General features: G+C 52.7%; 8 protein-coding genes and 3 pseudogenes. 2 read left to right on the forward strand and 9 right to left on the reverse strand.

Annotation, left to right across the window (positions count from 1 at the left end):
• Window positions 1-293: 293 nt before the first annotated feature.
• The 5 genes and pseudogenes from RHM65_RS18515 to RHM65_RS25445 all read right to left on the reverse strand — a co-directional run bounded on the left by RHM65_RS18515 (window position 294) and on the right by RHM65_RS25445 (window position 6320).
• Window positions 294-2867: pseudogene (locus RHM65_RS18515) on the reverse strand (EAL domain-containing protein).
• Between the two features lie 375 nt (window positions 2868-3242).
• Complete coding sequence (locus RHM65_RS18520) at window positions 3243-4022, reverse strand: EAL domain-containing protein (RefSeq protein WP_322170271.1); 780 nt, start codon at window positions 4020-4022, stop codon at window positions 3243-3245.
• 120 nt (window positions 4023-4142) lie between these two features.
• Complete coding sequence (locus RHM65_RS25435; protein ID WP_416194845.1) at window positions 4143-4847, reverse strand: methyl-accepting chemotaxis protein; 705 nt, start codon at window positions 4845-4847, stop codon at window positions 4143-4145.
• A 153-nt stretch (window positions 4848-5000) separates the two neighbouring features.
• Window positions 5001-5741 (reverse strand): annotated as a pseudogene (locus tag RHM65_RS25440) (HAMP domain-containing protein); the annotation flags it as partial.
• Between the two features lie 456 nt (window positions 5742-6197).
• On the reverse strand, window positions 6198-6320 hold the full coding sequence (locus RHM65_RS25445; RefSeq protein ID WP_322170265.1) for an antitoxin Xre/MbcA/ParS toxin-binding domain-containing protein: 123 nt from the start codon (window positions 6318-6320) through the stop codon (window positions 6198-6200).
• A gap of 407 nt (window positions 6321-6727) precedes the next feature.
• On the opposite strand from RHM65_RS25445, the gene RHM65_RS18535 reads away from it, so the two are divergent.
• The gene (locus RHM65_RS18535) at window positions 6728-7303 is read left to right on the forward strand and encodes a hypothetical protein (RefSeq protein ID WP_322170262.1); all 576 of its coding nucleotides are present in this window, start codon (window positions 6728-6730) and stop codon (window positions 7301-7303) included.
• Between the two features lie 327 nt (window positions 7304-7630).
• Here the strand turns inward: RHM65_RS18535 and RHM65_RS18540 are convergent, their stop codons facing one another.
• Window positions 7631-8623: an IS5 family transposase gene (locus tag RHM65_RS18540; protein ID WP_322165339.1), complete on the reverse strand. Its 993-nt coding sequence runs from the start codon at window positions 8621-8623 to the stop codon at window positions 7631-7633.
• A gap of 255 nt (window positions 8624-8878) precedes the next feature.
• Here RHM65_RS18540 and RHM65_RS18545 point away from each other — a divergent pair.
• Window positions 8879-9088: pseudogene (locus RHM65_RS18545) on the forward strand (IS66 family transposase); the annotation flags it as partial.
• A 591-nt stretch (window positions 9089-9679) separates the two neighbouring features.
• On the opposite strand, the gene RHM65_RS18550 reads toward RHM65_RS18545, so the two are convergent.
• The 3 genes from RHM65_RS18550 to RHM65_RS18560 are packed head-to-tail and all read right to left on the reverse strand — an operon-like array spanning window position 9680 to window position 18083.
• On the reverse strand, window positions 9680-11719 hold the full coding sequence (locus RHM65_RS18550) for a hypothetical protein (RefSeq protein WP_322170259.1): 2040 nt from the start codon (window positions 11717-11719) through the stop codon (window positions 9680-9682).
• Window positions 11720-11729: 10 nt separating this feature from the next.
• Entirely contained in the window at window positions 11730-15290 is a 3561-nt protein-coding gene (locus RHM65_RS18555) for a helicase-related protein (RefSeq protein WP_322183878.1), read from the reverse strand.
• Window positions 15291-15299: 9 nt separating this feature from the next.
• Window positions 15300-18083 (reverse strand): hypothetical protein, encoded by a 2784-nt coding sequence (locus RHM65_RS18560; RefSeq protein ID WP_322170252.1) that lies wholly within the window; start codon window positions 18081-18083, stop codon window positions 15300-15302.

The raw sequence follows: 18083 nt of genomic DNA on the forward strand, positions 1-18083 counted from the left end.
GAATGAGTGGCCGAATGGCGTGGAATCCGCAGGCTAACTGACAACGCCCAGAAAAACTTGCTGACAGTAACCGGATGAGGCTCGATTTCGGTCATGCCTTTCTCCAAGCCTGTTTTGTAGCCCGTAAAACCATCGAAAACCACCTTGCCGTTCAAGTTGCGCGCATGCTCACCCGCGCGCCTCAGGCTGAGTTATACGGGGGGTAACTGGTGCGGCAATGGTTGGCGAACCGTCACCTATTACCTTTCCCACAGTGATAGGTGTTCGCGAGACAAACAACTAGAGTGTTAAATCTAACCCACCGGTATCTTCGCCATTAGTAAGGAGTCGAAAGCATCGCTCTCTAAAGGTCGGCTCAAGAAATACCCTTGGCCCTCATCGCAACAGACTGCTTTGAGTAAATCAAGATGCTCGATGGTTTCAATACCTTCCGCAGTTACAGTCAAAGACAATGCGCGGCCCAGGCCTACAATGGCTTGAATGATCGATCTATCGTCTTCGCTTTCACCCAGTCGGCTGACGAAACTGCGGTCTATTTTGAGCCCGTCGAACGGAAACGAACGTAGGTAGCTGAGGGATGAGTAGCCGGTTCCAAAGTCATCCATGGATATGCGCACGCCTAAATCTTTCAGAACTCGCATCACTTCAAGAGCTCCAGAAGCGTCTTCAAGCATAACGCTTTCGGTTACCTCTAACTCCAAGCGCTTCGCTTCGAGTCCAGTGTCCTCGATTGCTTTGCCGATTCGCTCAACCAAATTACCGCGTTGGAATTCGGTGGAAGATAAGTTAACCTACACAAAGAGGTTTTCTGGCCAGCGAGCTGCGGTTGCGCAGGCCGTTGTTAGCACCCAGTTGCTAAGTGGGAGGATGAGTCCGGTTTCTTCAGCGATAGGTATAAATGTATCCGGCGAAATCAGGCCTCGCTTGGGGTGCTGCCAGCGCACTAAAGCTTCCGCTCCAACCAGTTCTCCATTATTAATGCGGAAGCGGGGTTGGAAATGCAGGCGCAACTCTCCATGTTTTATCCCGTAACGAAGGTCGTTTTCGAGCTGGCGGCGTTCGATGATTTTTGTATTCATGTCGCTGGCATAGAATCGCCATGTATTGCGCCCTCCGGCTTTAGCCTCATACAACGCAATGTCGGCATACCGCAGCAGCTCCGCTGCCTGAATAGCGTCGTGGGGGGCCATGGCAATGCCAACGCTCGCACTCACAAAAACCTCCTGATCCTCAATCGCTATTGGCTGTTCAATAGAATCGATCAAGCGCCGACACGCCGCCTCCACCTCGTCTGGGGAGCTGACATCATTAAGAATCAATACAAACTCATCACCACCAATTCTCGCAACCAGGTCACCGCTGCGGACGCAGTCGCCCAACCGACGAGAGACTTCGTTAAGAACTTGATCACCGGCGGCATGGCCGAGCAGATCATTTACAGGCTTAAAGCGGTCAAGGTCGAGACTGAGCATCACCAAAGGCTGTTCTTGGGAGGGCGCAGACTTAAGTTTCCCGTCGAGGAACTCTTGTAGCCGAGTCCTGTTTGGCAGTCCGGTCAGAGCGTCGTGTTGCGACAGGTATTCAATACGCCGACGCGCTTCAACTTCGTCGGTTACGTCCGTTGCGGTGCCTCGAAATCCCTCACGGATTAATCCGCGTGCCGATAGTCGAGTAATTCGGGCGTTGTCTCTAATGTCAACGTAGCTACATTGCACGCTGATGTTGTGTCGACGGTTTGGGATGCTTAGCCATTGAGATATCGCGCCGAGGTCGGTATGGAGCAGGTCATCAATGGTTGCACCGATCCAATCGTCTCTGCGCAGCCCTGTCACACTTTCAAACCGCTCGGAAAGGTAAGTAAATCGCCAGTCTCTGTCGATTTCCCATATCCAGTCCGAGCTAGCCCCAACGACATCGCGAAAACGTGCTTCGCTGGTTGCAAGCGCCGCCTGACTTTGCTTCAGGGACTCAAAGCTCAAGTCCAAGGCGAGGGCAGCAACTGTTGTTCGGCGAAGTATCGCCCACGTCATGAGCCAAGCTAGAAAGGCGGCAACGGCGACAAGCGGCAGCATGAAACTAAGCAGGTGGCGGCCAGGCTTCGCAGGGTTCCAGTGAAGTCGGCCAGCGGCCCCGTCCTTACCCAGAGGCAGAATAGACGCCCCCTCAATCTCATCGGACGTGGACAAGTGCAACTCTTCAACCCCGTACTCTTTGCCTATCGTCTCCAATCTACTGCTATCCAGCGTTTCAACGAAGAACAAAACCGAGGCTGGCCCATCATCCCTCTCAACAGTCGGATCAGCCCCTGGCGTTAAAGCGGCCGCCACAACCAAAGCAGGCACACCACCAACATCGACAAATGTTGCCACCGGGGTCTCACTTCTCGCGCCTGCCCTAGCCCGATCAAGAAGGGCTCCGACGGGCTGTCCAAGCCAATCGGCAGCCTTGGTTGCAACTAGCTTTCCTCTTACCACCGAATAGACGGTGCGATCCAACGCGTTCACAACGAACACGCCTTGGACGCCAAAGTCAGAGTAGAGCGTCGATCCAAGGTTTTGCCTACGGAAGGCCCAGTCGGTGTCTATGGCTGTATGCAAATGTTTGTAGGCATCGCCCCAAAAAGCGTAATCCTTGACAGTCATTACTAGGTTTTTCTGGAGAGTTTGCACCGCTTTCTTAGCGTAAAACGCGCTTTCTTGTTCTTCTGTGCTGTCGAGATTTTGCGCTACGTAGATAAGCAGACAGCTTGCAAGAACAAAAACAAAAGCCAACAGCCTCGCGAAATTGACCAGAGATCTTCTGACAAGCGCCACGCTTGTAAGAGTCGGGCTCCTATGGGATCCCTTGGGAAAGTTAGGCTGTGACATATCGTACCAAGCAATGAAAGGGGAGGCGTGCCTCTATCATCGATGTATCGGCAGTGGTTATAATTTTTTGAGCGACTGGTCAGACGTTCTCTACAGGCCCGCCGTGTGTTGGCTATCAGATGTTGTGGCTAAGTACGACGCTGGCAGTCGAAGTGCCGGGCGGTCGTACTCCTGGGTGACCTGAATTTTGAAGGATTTGGCGTAAGGGCGAAGTCGCGATTGCATGAGAGTGTACACGCCATCCGCTGACTTGCCATCGCTGACCGACAAGCACTATTCGGCCTGCTGTAACAGCTGCCCCTCAAGCCGTTGCACAGTGGACTTGAGGGGCAAGGTCAGGCATCTGCGCTATGTGGGGCCAGGGACACGAGATGTCTATGGGCAGACCAGCTCCAGCGGCATCGATTGCAGCGCCCCAATCACTGGCCTGGCGAATAAATAACCCTGCATGAGTTCAACTCCCAACTCCAGTAGGGCATCGCGCTCCTCGCTAGTCTCAATTCCCTCAGCAACAACGGTGATGTTCAGCCGGTTTGAAAGCAAAGCGATGCTTTCGACTATGGCGCGCCGCGCTCGGTCTTTGTCGATTCCGCGCGTGAGCGCCATATCGATCTTTATGACTTGCGGCTGGAACATCGCCAGAAAGTTGAGGCCAGAATAGCCAGATCCGAAGTCGTCGATAGCCGTGGTGAAGCCTTGGCGCTCGTACTCTTGGAAAATGGATTTCAAATGATCCGGATCATCCACGCGTTCGCCCTCTGTCACCTCAAACATAAGGCGATTGACCGGAAAGTCGAATATGCGAGCTGCTTCCAGGGTTGCGCGGATGCACGTCTCAGCCCTGTACACGGCATTGGGTAGAAAATTGATACTTAGCTTGCATTCGGGGATGGCAGGCAGGCCAAGGCGGGCGGCGAGTTCAATTGCCCTAACTCTGCAGGCCTGATCAAACCGATAGCGATTGGTGTCATTCACCAAGCCGAGGATGTGTGCGGCTGATTCACCATTGACACCACGTACTAATGCTTCGTAGGCGTAAGGTGCCCCTGTGCGGACATTGTAGATGGGTTGAAAAGCCATGGTGAATTCGAAGCCCAGACCTTCAAGATTTCGACATTCCGCGCATCCGACAGCCAGAGGTATAAGTTGCGTCATTGCTAGTCCCTTGATAAATCGACACTCGATATAATCGTTCTCGAATGGTTGGTATCTGCGTGGGTTGATACACGCGTGGCGAGCATTTATGGTGGGGCGTCGGAGATTATGAAGCGCTACTCAATGCTGAAACAGACTCACAATATGCCCAAGACGTTGCGCATCTTCTCCTGCCGCGCGACCACGTGCCAAGGTGCTTTCCGACAGCTTGGCGGTGTGTCCAGCAACGTTGGCTACATTGGTTATCCGCTGGTTGATTTCGTCACTTACCGTCGATTGCTCGCGGGCAGCTTCCGCAATGTGCAGGCTCATTTTCGATATGGAAGCCACTAACACGCTAATATTGATAAGGGCCTGACCTGCTGTTTCAACTCTAGCTACGCCATTTTCGGCGTGCTCACGGCTTTCCTGCATCACTTTTACAGCGTGTTGCGAGACACTTTGTAGTCGCTCAATCATGCTTTGGATTTCTTGTGTTGAGGCTTGCGTGCGGCTGGCCAGTGTCCGCACCTCATCGGCCACCACAGCGAATCCGCGCCCCTGTTCACCCGCACGCGCGGCTTCGATGGCAGCATTGAGTGCAAGTAGATTTGTCTGGTCAGCAATGTTGCGAATAACTTCAAGTACACCGCCGATGGACTGCGAATGCGTCTGCAGTGCTTGAATAACCTCGGCGGCTTCACGCATTTCTTCGGCCAAAGTGCGTATATCATCAATTGTTTGATTAACCACACCGATTGCGGTTTTCGCCTCACGATCAGCATCTTCTGTTTGAGCTGCGCTAGCTCGGGCATTGGAGGCGACACCTTGAACGGTGGCGGCCATTTGGTTGATGGCGGTGGCGACCTGTTCAATTTCGACCCGCAGTACTTCGGCGCTTTGCTCAGCCGCCAATGCATCCGAGACCAGATAGCCGGACGATTGCCCCAAGGTATTACCCACTTCGGCAACTGTTGCGATTTGCCCACGTAGCCCAGCGATGAACTGATTAAAATCGGCGACCACCACACCAATTTCATCATCATTCTCCTGATGCAAGACGACGCGTAGGTCACCGCTGCCAGCACTCAACTTTCGCAATGAACCCGACAAGTGATTTAGCGGCGGCAACACTCTTCGGTTGATCAGCCACAGCGTGATGAGCATGAATACCAGTACAAGCCCCCACGCCAGCAAATTATTAAGTTTGAGAGACTTACGTACTGCTGCTGTGACGTCCTGGTTCGCCTGATATTTTTTGACCAAAGGCTCATGAAGGGCAGAGAAATTTTCTATTACCTCTTCCGAGCGCTTGTCAAAATCCTCCATCACCTTATCGCCAGCGGCTTTGCCTGAGGCGCTGTAGGCCTGAAACATGCGGTCGCCGATGCGATCAAGCGCCTCTATAGGCCCACGAGAAATTTCCAGCTCACGGCCCAGTTCGGGTATCAACGTTTTTAGCTCATTCAGTTTTTCAACTGCCTGTAGAGAATTTTGATGACCTTGAACAACAGAGTCTCGCTCACTGGTCAAACTGGCATCCGTGTAGAACTGCTGGACTTGTGCAGCGTGATAACGAAGCTCTTGAACGACTTCGCGCGCCTCGCTGATTTTCTCTGATTGATAGCCAAGCTCATCCATCCTCTCAACCTGCGAAGACGTCCATAAAGAAAGACCTAACGCCACAAGAACCATTGTGGTCGCGCTGCCAAACATTAGGCGTGCAATATTGAGGTTCATTAATCGTCCTTCAGAGCGGTTTGGAGGTGGCCTTAAACTGTGAGCCCAAGAGCGCTAGAACCATGCCAGCACGAGGCCATGACTGATGATACGAACTTGCACATACTTGTACAATAGCTATACATGGGTATCACTTGTGCATAGGGATCAGAAGCGTGGTTTCCCTCACCGTCGACTCTATCTGTTTGTAACCGCTCCATTATCTCGATGATTCCCTCAGGCGTGTTGAGCTTTACCAGCGCTTGGCACCTGCCGCCCTGCATGCTGCGATTGACTTCAGATGATGAGCCTCGGCAAGGTGAGGCCGCGAGCTCAGGAGATCCTAATGTTTCCAACGTATTGGATGTTCTCCACCGGGTCGAACTTCAGGCGATAGCATCCGGGATCCCCAGTCATAAATGAATCAACATATTAAAGCAGGGAATTTGCATCATTTTGATTGAATCCGAGCGGCCGCTAAGCGAAGAACCCGTGGGTCATTCGCTCAAGCTCATCCCTGACCAGTAGGTATCCTTCAGCCTCGCGTGCAAGCTCCAGAGGCGCTCGGTCACCGAAAGCTTTTTGGGCTGATTGAGCCAAGCATCTGCCTTTTCTTTGTTGCCAAAAGTCTGTTCGGCTTGGTGCTTTATCTGCTCTAGATAATTCATCTCTGACTTCCGTGGGATGGGCGCTTATTGGTAGGCGCGAGGTTCGCAGACGATTAAGCGATTGCTCAAGCAGCTTCGATTTTGATGATGGGGCGTTTATGTCACTTTACTCTCTCCCTGGCAGCCGCCGATCACAAGGCCGTACCGACTACTGCAGGCTGGGCAGTCAATGCGCGTGCGTCGGCAGAGTATCTCTAGAAGCATTTTACCAAGGCGGTAAAGGATGTCGGGAATTTGGCTTGCTACCTGGGTACCGACCCAGACTATACTGAGGTACATAATAGAGCTGATCGGAGATGTGTCAGTTTTTTTATATATGGAATTTAAGAGAATTAGCAATTGATTAATGATCTTCCGACGTCAGATGAGTTTTTTTCCGCAGGTAAAGAGTTGCTGGACTTTGCTTGGGGTACACTTTTTGATCTTTTCACTGATTTAGATCAAGCGGAGTATTTTGGCTATGATCAGGCGGAGATGTCTGAGCCGTATTGGATTGCAGCTAAACGCCGACTGAGCACCTCTCTTGCTGTTGCCCAGCAGGGTGTTGAACAATTGTTGAAGGGAAAAATATGCGAAATTTCCCCATTCCTTTTAATCAGTGAACCCCCTGCAAAATGGCCATCACCTTACGGAGGGAAGTCTATAAGCTTCAATACCTTCAGGATGCCTGATGCTCAAGACTTGCCCAGAATATATGATACTTTCTCCAGTTCTCCCTTATCTAAGAAGTTCGCGGAAGCTTTCCGCTCGCAACGTGAACAACGTAACGCTATTATGCATTCGACGGGTAAAGACTTTCGCATCCAGGCTACTGAAATCGTTGAGGTGATCCTGTTTTCTTACTCTGAACTTTGCCCGAACGAATCCTGGTTAGGTATTCGTAGAGATTTTTTGAAAACGGGGCCAGCATCTTAGCTTGGTAGCGGCGAATTTGCGACTAACCGAGTTTGTTGGGAAGCAAAGATCGCGATCGACAAACTTCCTCCGGCTTCGGTGTCTCGGTATTTTGGCATCGATAAGAAGCAACATCGCTTTTTTTGCCCACAGTGTATACAAGACGCTAGTTCCGACGATAGTTTTGAATACCCTTTGGCAGTGTTGAATCCTAAGGAAGGTCTGAAATAAGACCTTCTTTTTCTGGCAAATCGGGCGTCAAGCGCTCCGAAAGAAAGTACTTCACTGAAATTTCGAAAATATCGGCTTTTATTGATGAATAAGCCGGTTTTAAGCACTTATTAACCCTTAATTTCCATACTGCGGACGCACCTGTCCTATAGGCTCCATCAAATGTCGGCGCGCCATCCACAGATTCGACAGTGCAAACAGTGTCACCAACTGCGCCGTGTTCTTTACCAACCCGCGAAACCGCACCTTGGTGTAACCAAACTGGCGCTTGATCACCCGAAACGGGTGCTCAACCTTGGCCCGAGTTTGCGATTTGGCGTATTCAATCTTGCGCAACGCACGGCCAATGACGCTTTTTTCTCCATGTTTGCGGCGGCTGCTGGGCCTGGCGGAGATCGACCAGATCATCTCGCGCCCCTCATGTTCAAGCCGCTTTTCTACGCCGGTGTAGCCCGCGTCGCCACAGAGATGGGTCTCTTCGCCGTGCAGCAACTGATCGACTTGAGTGACGTCCGCGACATTGGCTGCCGTGCCCACCACGCTGTGCGTCAGACCCGTATCAGCGTCTACTCCGATGTGCGCTTTCATCCCGAAAAAATATTGATTACCTTTCTTGGTCTGATGCATTTCGGGGTCGCGTTTACCCTCTTTATTCTTGGTCGACGTCGGCGCATGAATGATCGTGGCATCAACAATTGTGCCCTGACGAAGCATCAAACCTCGGTCTCCCAGGTAGCCATTAATGACCTCCAGGATTCCCCCGGCAAGATGGTTTTTCTCCAGCAGGCGACGGAAGTTGAGAATCGTGGTTTCGTCGGGAATGCGTTCCAGATTCAACCCCGCGAACTGGCGCAGAATCGTGGTCTCATAAAGAGACTCTTCCATTGCTGGATCGCTATAGCCGAACCAGTTCTGCATCAGGTGCACACGCAACATGGCCATCAAGGGATACGCCGGGCGGCCCCCTTCGCCTTTTGGATAATGCGGCTCGATCAAAGCGATCAACCCCTTCCAGGGGACGACCTTGTCCATCTCGCTCAGGAAAATCTCACGGCGGGTTCGCTTACGTTTACCGGCGTACTCGGCATCGGCGAAAGAAATTTGCTTCATGGGGGGCAACCGCTCGGCTCATGTGATGGGGGACATTTCACCAGATTTGAAAACCTTTTTCAGAGTTTCCCTAAGGGGGCTAAGACAAGAAAATTGTATTGCCCTGTATGTGATTCCGAGCACAAAGTGAGGCGGAAGCCGTGCCCTGCTAATTGTGGCGCGAACGTTTTGGATGATGAGGGTACTTGCCTGCTTTGCAAGCAGTCGTGACTAACAGGGTTGATTATCGCTCTATTCGCCCGCGTCTGACTATCCGACAACCAAGGTCGGCCGTGGGCTCTGGGTCGTAAATACTGGTTATTTACTGTTTCACTACGTAGCGGAAAACGGGCGGCTGCGATTATGAATTTGATCCAATCGGGAAGGTTGAACGGGTATGATACATACTCCTATGTGATGGACGTTTTCACGCGTCCGCCAGCGCAGCGTGCAAGTGTTATTTCTGAATCGGTGCCGCACAGGTGGCGACCGGTAGTTATGAAAGTCGGATACCCAGGAACTTACCGTTTTTTTGGCAATGCTAACTTAGGGCAGGCTGGAGTACGCTTCTCTGCTCTGATATTTTCAGTGGCTAAGGCACTAGTCTGCCGCATAAATACGCATGCGCTAGAGCGATGCCGAGGTATAGATAGAGCTGAAAAACATCAAAGACGGGAGAACAAGTGAGAAAGGAGTTTTTGAAGTCTGCAGAATCCGAGTGGAGGATAAAATCAGTATTGATATCGGAAGTTTTGGTATCTGCCTATCGTATATAGTACCCGCTCAGGTGGCATGCTGAGTATTTGTCAATCCGGATGGTCACTCACTTAATTTTGGCTCAAAGTGAAAATACCCGAACAATCCTTTGATATTCCAATGGTCTGTCCGGCTGCAGGGCGGGCGGTAGTAGAGAGGCATGGGTGCAGACGTCTTCGAGGAGATGCTTTTGCTAGTGAATTTGTAAACCTGCGCCCTTATACTTTAACAAAGACGCAAATTAAGCAACACCACCCGGCGAAAAACTAACGCCCTAGGAGCGAAGACAGTTCAATCAACGTCCCTAGGCCAGCGTTTGCTCTATGAGCCGCTCCAGAACCCCTTCCGAATCGTCAGCGACGCTTCCCTGTTTGCTGGCCCTCCATGAATGTATGCACGGGACAACCCTTGATTAAAGGTTTCGCATCCGATCTCAACCTGCACGCAGCCGCTGCAGGAGCTCCCCATGTCCGTGCACACCGGGTCGAAAGCACAGCTGAAGGCAAACATACTGGCATCGTCGAACCAACGCTTCAGGTAATGCTGAAAAAGAGTCAGCAGACCCCCTGCGGTATAGTTCTGGACTGATGAGACGTACAAGATCACTGACAAATCCATCGGCAGCAGGTATTCCTGAATACTCTTGGAGTCGTACCCCGTGTGGCGGCGCGCCGTGAGCATCAGGGAATGGCTGATTGAGTGCAACAGATGAAAAGGAGCACCTTTCTCCGGATGGGCCTGAGGGATCGCTTTCGCAACCATGCCCGGATGCAGCGACAGCGTCGGGTAATGGCTCAGGATATAGGCATGGCTCTTAGACCTGTCTACAAGTACATCATCGCCTGGTGTTTCCAGGTGCGCAGAGTCGATACACCATCGCAACACCCTGCAAGGATCTAGCCGGATCCAGAGCGCTTCAGTTTTTGCTGACATGGCATACACCGACGTTTTGCCTCTCATGGCCTCGTCTATCCGATCAGCAAACGCGTTGAGTACGACTGGCGGCACTCCTTCAGTGCCGGATGGGCTGCTTTTTTCACGTGTATACCCAAGTGTAGCCAAAACAACTCGCAAGTCCGGAATGTGAGAGATCGATTCAATTGCGTAACGCGCTTGTACGCTGCTCCATTGCTCGCTAAGGGCCGCGCGCTCCAACGGGTCAGTAGTCGCTGCGATTTGTTGCTCAACCGATATGCCGGTAACGTCATGCTGAAGGAAAACGGCCTCAAGTGATCGGCGGTGCTGCATCAATCCAATCAGCGTGCTCTCGTCTGGAACGAGGGAGCGCACCTCCTTAAAGCAACCTGATGAGCTAGCAAGCTTGGCGTCAATTTCCGCAATTTCTTTATTGGTGGACTTCAGCATCTCGGCCATGAACTCATCGGCTTTGGCCAGTTGGGTGAACCTGAGGACGCTTTCGTATTTTTTGGCTCTAATGGCCCGAAGCGCCTCTTGTTCGGCCTCATCTGCAACACTGGAGGACAACAGTTGTGAAAGTTTTTGTTCCAGCTCGCGTCCGGTGATTTTGCGTAGCAGGGCGAGCGCTACACCCTGCGCAATGTCTTGCGCGGGCCCGGTTCCTGCGGGCTGCTCGTCATGCAGACACTGCAGCAATTTCGCAATGAGCTTGCCTCGATCCTCGCTCAGTGCGATGTATTGGGTGCTTTGGGCGTAAAACGATTCTCCGCTCGTGAGCGGGGTGCCCCGCTTGTTGATTTCTTGTTGGTAGCGGTCGTTGCAGGCAGGGCAGTTGTCTTGAAGCGAACCTGCCAGCTTGTCGTTAGTTTCGACGTCAAAAAAAGAGGAGTGAATGAACGAGCCAGCATCTCGATACCCAATATTCCTGTTGCGCCGCGCCGAATGATGTATGTAGATCGGGCTGCCGTAGCCGCATCGATGTACTGCCAGATACGGAATCTGGATCATCTCTCCGGAGCATCCAGCGCGCTTGCAGGATATATAGCTTCGCCCGGCTCGATTCTTGATCCGAGATTCCATCTTAGAGAGCGCCTGGTCTTCGGTTAACCAAGAGTCGTGAAAGTCGATGACCTTGCATTTTTTGCAAGTAAGCATCAACGGCGCGGGAGTGACCGAGATTTCCGAAGGCGACTGAATTTCAAGTCGCTTCTTTTCAGCCGCTGTCATGAAAGTAGGGTCTACAACGCCGCCTAATCTAACCCAGTCGTTCACGAAGTTGAGCACGGCTTCACGCAGTTGCTCTTTGTCTACACCATCCAACGAGGAACCACTGCTAAGCACTCCAACCACACGGCCATAAGCTTGGTTTCGTAGTCGCGTGTAGGCACCAGGGAGAAAGGACTCTCTGAAGAGACGGCTGCGGCTCACATATTCCTTATCCATATTCGTATCCTTACCTGGCTAGGGCCATAAGAACCTGGTCAGCAGCGCTGTTGACCGGTTTGATCAAAATCTGGTTCTCAATATCGCGAAACGAACGGAAGGGCGCATAGCCAAATATGTCACCTAGCGCTTCGCTTATCGTTTGAGCATTTTTACTCCCGGGCCAGTTTTCCAGTTCAAAAAACGCATTGTCTACGCGCTCCTTGAGGGCGGTATTGAATCCGGATATGACGCGCTGATCGAACTTTCCCTGCAGCGATGCGGGGATACGTAGGGAATTGATGACCACGGTTTTGATTTGCTCAGCGATCGCTTTGCCACTGCTGCCGCGTAATAAAGAGACCAGTGGGCTTACATAGTTTGAGATATCTGATCCCCACGGTTGTTGCCGTGCCCAGTTCAGGATGATTGATGAGAGGATTCCCGGCAGTGTACGGTCGATGATATTGGGTGCAAACCGGTTGATCGGAACCGAGTCGACGAGGCGATCAAGGAAGGTGTGGTAGTCCCCAAAGTTCATGAATACGCCGGACTCGAAAAGTTGGTGCGAAGAAAGCACGCAAAATACGATTCCCGGATGTACGCGCCCACTCCGTGCAGATGCCTGGATATATTCAGCTGTGGATTTTGGCCATCCGGCCATGATCATAAAATTCAGTTCAGCGATATCCACCCTGTGTGATACCACGCTGGTGGCAATAATGTGCCGGCAGTTATCGTCCGGGGCTTTCGTTTCGACATGGCGGATGGCATCGAGGATCATGTCCAAACGGGTCTCACCGTCTAACAAGCGGGCGTTACGCTCTACCCCTGTTTTGTTGTTGACCTCTTCCATGTAGCGCATGATTTCCGTGATATTGCGCTTGCTGTTCGCATACACCAGATCAGTGTTGAGATTTTTCTCAATGTAGCGCAATGCGTCACCAGCTTGTGCCGCGGTGAGTTCCAACTGCGTGAGTAGGGAGGGATCGCCGGCGGCGAGGCGGATCCGCCATTGATCCACCTGATCCAGAAACCGAGAGCTGACTTCAGCCACCGCCTGCATCGCAATTCTTCCTCGGCCAATAGGAAGAATGCCAGCAAACCACCGACGAATCAGTGGTACTTCGGTTTCAGTATCCTGAACTTTACGCGCATAGAAAGACTCACCCTGATGTACCCCAGGGGCTGGGAATCTTACCGCCTTTCGCAGGTACAAATGATGGATATGGTCTTCGAAATCCTTGATCGTAGCCGTGGCCGCCAGCACTTTGGGGGCCCGACCATGGTGGCTGATCTGGAGGGTGCTCAACAGCGTTTCATAGTGCGCGTCGAAATTTCCCAGCGACTCGCGCAACAAGTGCAATTCGTCCTGCACGAGCAGGGCAAACCCAGGGTCTTTCATTGGCGGTACGGCGACCACTTTCAGTTCGCTTGTCCTGGTGTTATTGCCGCACTGGACACCTTCCCAAGCGTCGTTTTTCTTTACGATCCGACGATGCTCGCATTTGGATGCCTGCGTAAATCCATGCTCGGGACAAAAATAGCGCGCGCCGCCGAAATAATTCGCGAACCTTTTGTTGTGGCCAATCACCGCGAGCTTATCCACGGTGCCAACCAGAACCGAGGGCAGATATCGGTAGCATTCTTCATCTGATACGTAGATGCCGATTTCACCCCTGATCCCCTCGCCGTGGATCCCGGCGTCCGCTTCGGTGTTTGACCAACATCCCTCGTTGGTACACACATGCTTGATGCGTGCGCGAACCAGATCTTTCTCGATGCTTACAGAGCCCGATGAACCGCAGTAGGGACAGTCACTGATGAATTGATAGGCCTTCAGCCGTTCTTCGCTAATAGCAGGTAAAAAGCCTTTTTGTACGTCGTCCCCAAATGTGCTGCTAATGCGACTGGGCGTTCCGTCACCGGTGTAGTAGCCAATCGTCAGCGGCCAGCCGCCGAGGTTTTCACGCTGGCGGATCTTATTGGTTTGGGCTAGCACGAAGGAAAGTCGTTGGAATTGTTGCACCGACAACATGCGTAAAGGGAACCGTATCCATGCGGTGGTACCGTGATCCCGGCCTCTCATCCGTGCGAATAGCATCGCCATGCTGATGATGCCCAAGTACGCCTCTGTCTTACCGCCGCCGGTGGCAAACCATAGAACGTCTGCGGTTTCCATGCTGCCCCGAAGTTCTGTTACAGGAGCATGGCGTTCGTAGATCGAGCGTATTTGGGTCAGGATGAAGCCGAGCTGAAACAGATGCCAGCCGGCAAACTTCTTACCCTGCATTTTGATGGCCCGGGCCATGGCCTCGTTCATCCACTGGAAGCACTGGCGCAGATCGTCATGCTCTCGCAACAGGTCTACACCGTCTCGGATCCTGCTGATTTCAAATTGGAAGGAGTCCCGGTCTGCAATGGCTATATCACGATCTGCCATGAGCCCTGCTGACTCCAGAGAATGAATTCTAGAGGCCCACAGCCCCAAGTATTGTTCCTGGGCGTTGAGGAAACTTTCACAGACGACCAAAGGGTCGTGCGCGAGTCGTTTATAATCAGGAGCGTGCGTCATGCCCACATCGCCTGGCCGGGGTGCGTCAACCCGGGCCTGGGCTGAAGTGGGCATGCCATCGGTCATGAACTTATTGTCGTCGAGCTGAATAACACCGCAACTGACCCCATAACCCGGCAGACCGTCATCATCCCTGTACCGATAGTCCTCGGGCTGCAGGCGGTGAGGAACTTTGTGGCTTGTCCCGGCAGCCAGCTGTGCCACCAGGCGAGCATCGAGGAGGTATGGAAACTCGATACCGAAAGCACGGGCATTTGCGGTGGTGGTCTGGTTCTCCAAAAACAGCTCAAGCAAAAAGCGGCCTTCCATGTTCGCCCCAAAGGCAGTTGGCGCAGGGCGCAAACGACCGCGGAGGTTGATCTCATAGCTGAGAATCTCATTGGGGTCAGAGATAATTTGTTCATATACGGCGTAGTTCAGCCCTCGCTGATCAGCTAACGCAGCTTCACTCCATTCGAAACTGAGTCTGGCCCCCCCGTTGGGGTTCAGGCGGCAGCGGCGCATGATTCGGGGGTCGTCCAACCACCGATTTTTCTCTATGTTGAGGGTAGCGGTGACCACCGACTTGGCGGACATCCACTCGTTTGGCTTAGCTGGATCAAACGCGAGTGTGATTTCCGAAAAACAGACCGTGTATCGTTTGAACGTTACCGAAATGGTTTGGCTTCTGCGCGGCGTTGCACCGTCGAGAATGACGTCTCGCGCCATGCTGCGGATGTCCGGTATGTATCTGTGCACCAGATCAAATTGCCCGCTTAGTTCGCACTGGATTAGCCCTTCAGCGTCCGGCGAGACCAGCAGCACAATTCCCACCGAGTTAGGGGGCTGCGGCCCGGTGTAGTCAATGTCCGGTGCGGGGCCAATGCAGCCCACCAAGCTAAGCCGATTAGGCTCAGTGCCGTCATACAATTTGCCTTCAGGAGGCAGTACGTCCGCATCCTTGTCACTGAGTCGCAGGCGCATCTCACTGAGAAATGCGGCTGTCAGTCCCATTTCCTCTCGATAATTGAGCGTCATGGAGCTTCCTTAAGTCTGTGTGGTTTCCAGGTGTTTGCCAGCTTGATGAATGACGAGCAGCTGATCGTCCTCATCCCAGTCGAAATGGATGCGTAACGTGCGTGAAGGATCGCGTGCGTTGCCCAGACAAAAGTGCCTGTTGATATCGGCTGGCTTGCCTTTATATTTTCGGTTGTCGGAGTGCTGCCCCATCGTCACGGTGGACATCTTGGGTTGAAAGTCGATGCTTTCCTGTGTGAAGTTTTCGAGGACGTCGTGAAGACGCTCGGTTTTATTCCGATAGTGCTCGTAAAGCTTGGTGGCCATGAGCAATAGACATGCCCGAAACTTGGCGGTATCACGATAGACCGAATCACGCATCGATTTCAGGGCTGGGATCGTCAAATGGATGCGTTCCGGGTGCATCGCCAGGATGCTGTTCACTACATCCGACAGACCTTCATCCTTTACGGCGACAGCCTGAGTAACCGGCAGCCGGATTGATCTCACGGTGGCAATTTCAATCATGTCATCAAACGCATGCCCATCTAATGTGAGGGTGCCGATGGTGATGGTAGTGGCACCCTTGCTTCGATCAAGGAGGGCTTTTCTAAGCTGTTTACCCACCTGCTGATGAGCGCAACGTACTTGCTCGATAGCATTTGAAACGTAGACTGCAGCATTTTCCGGCTGCTTGACGCCTGCAAGACGCGCAAATACCAGCACAGCGGTACGATCTCGTGGGCCATACACGTTATGCCTGTACCAGTTCGAAACAGTTGCATCGCTGACGCTTACATTTTCCTTCTTCAAGTGAACTTGCACCTGAGATGGCTTGAAACGGGCTGAGACGGCGTCGACCATTAATTTCCATCGATCGGCCGCCCGAATCATTTGCTGCATGCCTTCCGAAAGGGCCACCATCTCGAAGAGTTTTTCCTGAGTTGCCAAGCGCTCATTGGTGTACTTGAGCAGGATGATCTGATCACCGGCCTCCAGTTGTTCCGCCGGAGTAGGGTGAATGTCCTCGTTTTGGAGAACCAACACTGGGCGTGTCTTACTCCACGGCAGGGGGGTAGGCGATTCATCAATCGTAATCCAGACAAGCTCCGGGCTTAAAACATCACCATCCTGGACTTCAGTCACGGGCTCAGCCGGCTGCTCCAGTAACAGCTCCAGCCAGTTATCCATTTCCATTTCGAGCGGGATTACCGCGTGATGTTTGCGTGGCGGATATTCGCTGTGATCAGATTCAGTGACAACGGTGAGTGCCAGAGATTGGGGCATTGTTTCACCGTCCTTGCAGCGAATGCCACCCCAATCTAGCTGCCAATGTCTTAACTTGTCGCCTCGGTCTGCGCTAGCCGTACCATGTTCCAACCACCAGCGCTGCAGCACGCGCACTATCTGGTCTGCCTCATAGGCATACACGGGTATTATCATTTTTTTGCACGGGATAGCGACCCAGTGTTGCCGCGTCGGCCACAGCATGCCGGTAATGATGACTTCATCGAGCATGCCGTGGTATTGCCGATAAGCTTTCACACCATCCATAGCCGTTAGCTGTATTATTTCGATCCACTCAGCATCGAGTATGTCATCCAGCCAATTGCCTAAGGCCAAAGCCTCGTGTGGGCTGCCACATAAGACGAGCGTTTTCACCTTGCCAGCCCGGGCTCTGATGAGGTGCTGCTTTAGCCACCCGGCCTTGCCTGAGACGGATTGCATCAGCAAGCCATGTAACTCAGAAATTTGCCTGATCAAATAGCGCGATGCCATTTCGGTCTCGCCATAGTGACATGTTCCTTTCTCCGCCATTTCCAGCCAGCGATACAGCGATCGCACAGGAAACAGGCCAGGGCGCGTCGCTGCCTGAAGGACTGCTTCAAGGCGCGCCAGAGGGACAATCAGCTCGTTTAGTCCGCGAAACAGCTTTCCGATAATGGCCAGCCGATCTTTGAGGGCAGGATCTTTGGAGCGTTCAAGTTCGCGTCGCAGCTGGAAAAAACGGGTAGCGATATCTGCGAGAGCTGCATTTGCGATGTCGTCGCTGATGGACGCCTGCTGGAAATCCAGCTGGGGAGGCGTCACGGAGTCTAGCGATGCCTTATCTGAAAGACGCATGATCCACAGATGGGTGCGAGTTCGATTCGTTCGCATTTTGGCGATTGCGTCGCTGTCGCCCAAGGATAGCAATACTATTCGGGGAGTCTGTGGGAAACACTCGTCAAGCGCACTGTCTACCGCCCAAGCGTTGTCATTACCGCCGCGCGTACCATCGACCACGATGACAAAAGGGCGAGAGCCTCGACTGATAAGGTCAGTGAGCTCCATCAGATCAGCGGATCCATCCACCACCAACGTCTGAGATGTGTGCGAGGTTTTGTGTTCCTTTAGGTTTGCGGGGCGAAGAACGCGAGTATGCAAGGCAGCAACTCGTGAAAGATCTTGGGCCCCAAGACGAGGCCTAGATATAAATACTATGTCTGGATACTGTTCCACGTTTCCGGGATTGAGCCATGGAGCCCGAATCCCGCCTTGAAGCGCATCCATCCGAATGCGATGCAAATACACCATTAGCCGTGTAATGCCTTCGCCACTCAATACGGGCAATGCGATGGCGATCGATTGCCCATACTTCAGCGCGCGCCCGGCCACGGCGAAGCTTGCTGCTTCCGCAGAGTCGGATGGCAACAAGCCTAAGGTGCCCCACGCGGTGGAGGAGGGGTTCAGCAAGTCGCCAGCGGGTACAGCGCCCCAAGACTCCCGCATTTGCGTAAGCCACTGGGCAGGGACTGCGATTTCCATGGCCAT

The sequence above is a fragment of the Pseudomonas sp. CCI4.2 genome, from assembly GCF_034350045.1.
Taxonomy (GTDB): Bacteria; Pseudomonadota; Gammaproteobacteria; order Pseudomonadales; family Pseudomonadaceae; genus Aquipseudomonas.